The sequence below is a fragment of the Dellaglioa sp. CoH-55-MRSF-7 genome (assembly GCF_056782235.1).
The window spans coordinates 1-4217 of sequence record NZ_JBXAYI010000013.1 but is presented as its reverse complement, the minus strand read 5'-3'; the positions used below and the strand labels follow the sequence as shown (position 1 = coordinate 4217).

Sequence of the window (4217 nt, the reverse complement as noted above, 5' to 3'; positions counted from 1 at the left end):
CAAATCGGAAGGAATTTAAGAAGTTGATACGATCCACTGATTTTCCACCCTCTTGGCAACTCGTTTTCGAGCCGTCGGAGACATGTAGAAATTTTCTGGGTTTGCCACTTTTGAAAAAGTGGCAAGGTCTGTTGTTTTGAATTTGATATTGAAATGAATTTGCAATCGTTGCGGAAAAATGCAAAGGTGAAAATATCATTTCTGTTACTAGAAAAAAGGACAGCTGTAGGCGTTTTTTTTTGTGCCTGTTCACGTCGAACCTTTTCAGCCTAAAGGCGAAAAAAGGGGCAAAGTGGACAGACAGTTTTTAGCCTCGCAGAGACCACACTTCACAGAGTGAAGTATAGTGGGTTATACTTTACTTGGAAGATAACTCCGAAATGAGGTGCGTACTATGAGTTTTGTAGTGGCTAGAATGACGAAATTAAAAGCTGATAATTTAGTCGGTATTGGCAATCATGACCAACGGAAAACGACTAATCACAGCAACGAAGATATTGATGTTTCCCGCTCCCACTTGAATTATGATTTGGTGGCTGGGCGCACTGATAATTTTAAAACGGATATTGAAGCCTATATCAACGAAAATAAAGCTAGTAAGCGGGCAGTTCGCAAAGACGCTGTTTTAGTCAATGAGTGGATTCTAACCAGTGACAAAGATTTTTTTGAGCAATTAGACGAAGTCGAAACCCGTAAATATTTTGAAACAGCCAAACAATATTTTGCAGATAACTATGGCGACGAAAATATTCGTTATGCGGTCGTTCACTTGGACGAGAAGACCCCTCACATGCATATGGGCATTGTGCCCTTTGATGATGATAGAAAGCTCTCAGCTAAGCGTATATTCAATCGTGAAGCCTTACAGCGCATTCAAGAGGAATTACCACAATATCTCAAAGAGAATGGCTTTGATGTTCAACGTGGCAACAAAAACAAAGAGCGTAAGAATTTATCAGTACCCGAATACAAAACTATGCGGGAAGATTTGAAAAAAATAGAGACCGAAAAACAAGAGACACAAGCAAAGCTTGCAGATACTAAAAAACAGCTTGATGAAATCAAGCCACGGGATAACAAAAAAATTGCTAGTAAACCAACTTTGCTGAATAAAAATAAAGTCATGGTTGATAAATCTGATCTCGCTGATTTGGAACAACGGGCGTCTTTTAGTGATAATTACAATCAAATGCATGCTAGAGCAAGGCGTGAAGCCGACTCGTTAAGAGATAAACTGACTAGAACAACGTGGGACTATAATGACCTCGAAAGAGAGAATGAGCGATTGCAAAAGTTAGTCGGAACACTTCAAGGCATTGTCCGCAATGTTGATGAATTTCTACACAAAAAACTAGGTATCAATTTACCTGACAAGTGGCTAGAACGTGCAGGACTAAAAGAACCGTCTAAAAAAGCCCCTGAAAGCTCACAGGAACTCGAAAAACATAAATCTGATGAATTAGGCGGTCCACATCTTTAAAACGCTTATATGGGCTTAAAATGGCATTTAAGAGCTTAATTTAACATCTGGCTAGATTGAACGTCGTTAATTTTGTGTCTGTCAACGGTAAATCGAATTAAAGGGGCTTGCTGCTTTAGCAGTTAGCCCCTTTTTGAGGCTTTAAGGAGTTGATAGACTAGCGGATAAAACACTTTTGCGCATGCAAAGAAAAGCACACCTGCTTTTTTTGCCTGCCCCACGGCGAGTGCGGGGTGAGTTTGAGCGGGAGCTCCCGCTCATTTATGGGGTCAAGCTGACACAGCTTGCGGGTTTGGGCGGAGCCCATATTTTGGTTTGAGTGGGATAAAAATTTTGAAAATCAGGGGGCAGGGAGCGAATTTCGCTCCCGTACTACGACCCCCCTATAAGTGCCGAGTGCCAAATTTTACTTGAATAGGACTTTACGCTTACTCTCCCAATGGATTTGGGAGTTTTTTTATGACCGCCGTTTGACCGCCGTTTTGACCGCCGTTTTTTTAAACGGGTTATTTTTTGACTATATAGACTATAAGTATATAATGATGTATAATGATAAAAAAATAAAGGAGTGAGTTTTATGCCTGAAGAGAAAACAGAATATCAAGTTGTAACCGTTAGAATACCTAAAAAGATGTATGCTGATTACAAAGAGATTTTAAAAAGTGAAGGAAAAATTGTAACTTACGATATTAGAAACTATATGCGTGATGTTATCGAAAAATCTAAGAAAGGAGAAAAATGAGCATAAAAAAAGAGCGCCCTCTCTCAAGTTCGCTCGTGAAAAATGCTTTTATTTTCTAAAGGTGATTATACTATATGACTACTAAAAATACAAAGGCTAGAAACTTTGCATTCATTTTGTATCCTGAAAGTATTCCTGAAAACTTTATTGAAAATTTAGAAAAAACTGGTATTCCTATGGCGATTAGTCCGCTCCATAATTTAGATAAAACTGAACGAAAATTTAAAGATATGACTCCTGATGAACAAGAGATAATAAGTGCTGGTGGATCAATTTATAAAAAACCACATTATCATGTTTTGTATATTGCTCGTAATCCGGTTACTGTTGAAAGTATTCGGAAAAAAATAAAACGTAATTTAGGTGATCAATCTGTATCTCATATCGAAATTGTTGATAGCGTGGAGTATTATTTTCAGTATTTAACGCATGAAAGTTCTGATGCAATTAAGAAAGGTAAACACCGCTACGATAAAAAAGATTTAATCTTTATAAATGATTTTGATATTGATAGATACGTAACACTTGATGAAAATGAAAAGAAAGAATTAAGGCAGACTTTACTTGAAATTGTAGATGAATATAACATTGTTAATGTAAAGGAATTAAGCTCGTTTATCAGACAAAGAGGTAACGAATTTGGAATTGAGAGTATGAAATATGTGAATGAAATAATTTCAAGTTCTTCTGGAATTTTTCGACTATATTTTGATGCAAATTACCAATGTGGTTATCGTCCGGTCTATTCAAAAACCATTGATCCTGATACAGGAGAAATAAAGAATGAGAGAGGGGTGAGAGCATGAGAGAGTTTAGTGAAAGTGATGTTGAGAAATACTTAGAATACACTGATCAAAATGTTATCCCGACTAAAGAGCTTTTAGGTCAATGCTTTATTTGTGGTATAAAGTTAAGTGAAACTGAGACACCTGAAGGTCCAGAAAAACGAGTTGTTTGTTTGAAAGATAGAGATTACTTTGTTGAAGGATTTGAGGAATTGATAGAAATGGGAGAAATAAAATAAATATTGAGACTGGAGAGGTTAAGTAATGATTATTGACGTGGAATATATTGGATTTAAGAACAATTTAGAAGTTAATTATTTGGAGGAAAAGTAATGACACAAGCAGATATTAAATACCGTCCTATTAAACCATCCGATTATCATATCTTGGAAGATATGATTCGCAAATCATGGAACTACGATCGATTAGGAAGCCCAAAATTAGCTAAACAACTGTCTAAAATATATCTTGCCAGTTGTCTTGTTAATCAAACATTTACTAGTGTTGCTGTTTTTAATGAAGTGCCTGTTGGTATTATTATGGGTAAAAATAGAGAAACACATCGTAAACCACTAAGGTATCTTATTCGGCAAGGAATTGCTGTTGCACGAATTGCTATATCTAAAGAAGGGCGTAAAATTGGAAAGACGTTTCAAAAATTTGAAGAAGTTGATGAAATTCTTTTAAAGAGCATTGGTACAAACTTTGATGGTGAATTAGCTTTTTTTGTTGTAGATGGAAACCAACGTGGTTCAGGTATCGGTAAACAATTGTATCAACAATTTTTAGATTATATGACATCTGAAAATCTTAAGACATTTTACTTATTTACGGATACGACATGTAATTTTGGCTTTTATGAACATCAAGGTTTGGAACGATTAGCTGAAGAAACGCTCGATTTGCCAGAATTACAAGAGAATATGCATTTCTATTTGTACGGAAAAATGTGATAAAAGGGGCTAGTATTATATTTTCTAAGTAAAATGAAAAAATGTTATTTCTTAAAAATTTACCTTCAATGGGCGCGATTGTTGAACTATTTTTTTAGAAAAGGGTAGCTTAGGCTACTCTTTTTTATTTGGCCAGTGGGAAAATAAACGGTAGGGTCAACGATAAATGTCTGACTGAAGCAAATCGGAAGGAATTTAAGAAGTTGATACGATCCACTGATTTTCCACCCTCTTGGCAACTCGTTTTCGAGCCGTCG

5 protein-coding genes are annotated in these 4217 nt (G+C 36.1%); all 5 read left to right on the top strand.

Going from position 1 to position 4217, the window contains the following annotated elements; translation table 11 throughout:
* The first annotated feature begins 394 nt into the window (after positions 1–394).
* Positions 395–1480 (top strand): MobV family relaxase, encoded by a 1086-nt coding sequence (mobV, locus tag AC1RPU_RS07515; RefSeq protein ID WP_004906452.1) that lies wholly within the window; start codon positions 395–397, stop codon positions 1478–1480.
* Between the two features lie 577 nt (positions 1481–2057).
* Positions 2058–2222, top strand: a complete 165-nt coding sequence (locus AC1RPU_RS07510) for a transcriptional regulator (protein ID WP_481761992.1) — start codon at positions 2058–2060, stop codon at positions 2220–2222.
* A 74-nt stretch (positions 2223–2296) separates the two neighbouring features.
* Entirely contained in the window at positions 2297–3028 is a 732-nt protein-coding gene (locus tag AC1RPU_RS07505) for a replication protein (RefSeq protein WP_481761991.1), read from the top strand.
* Positions 3025–3246 carry a hypothetical protein gene (locus tag AC1RPU_RS07500; protein ID WP_481761990.1) on the top strand — a complete coding sequence of 74 codons (222 nt, stop codon included), beginning with the start codon at positions 3025–3027 and terminating at the stop codon, positions 3244–3246. Before AC1RPU_RS07505 ends, AC1RPU_RS07500 begins: the two co-directional genes overlap by 4 nt.
* Before the next feature lie 93 nt (positions 3247–3339).
* The gene (locus tag AC1RPU_RS07495; RefSeq protein ID WP_481761989.1) at positions 3340–3960 is read left to right on the top strand and encodes a GNAT family N-acetyltransferase; all 621 of its coding nucleotides are present in this window, start codon (positions 3340–3342) and stop codon (positions 3958–3960) included.
* The last annotated feature ends 257 nt before the right edge of the window (positions 3961–4217 follow it).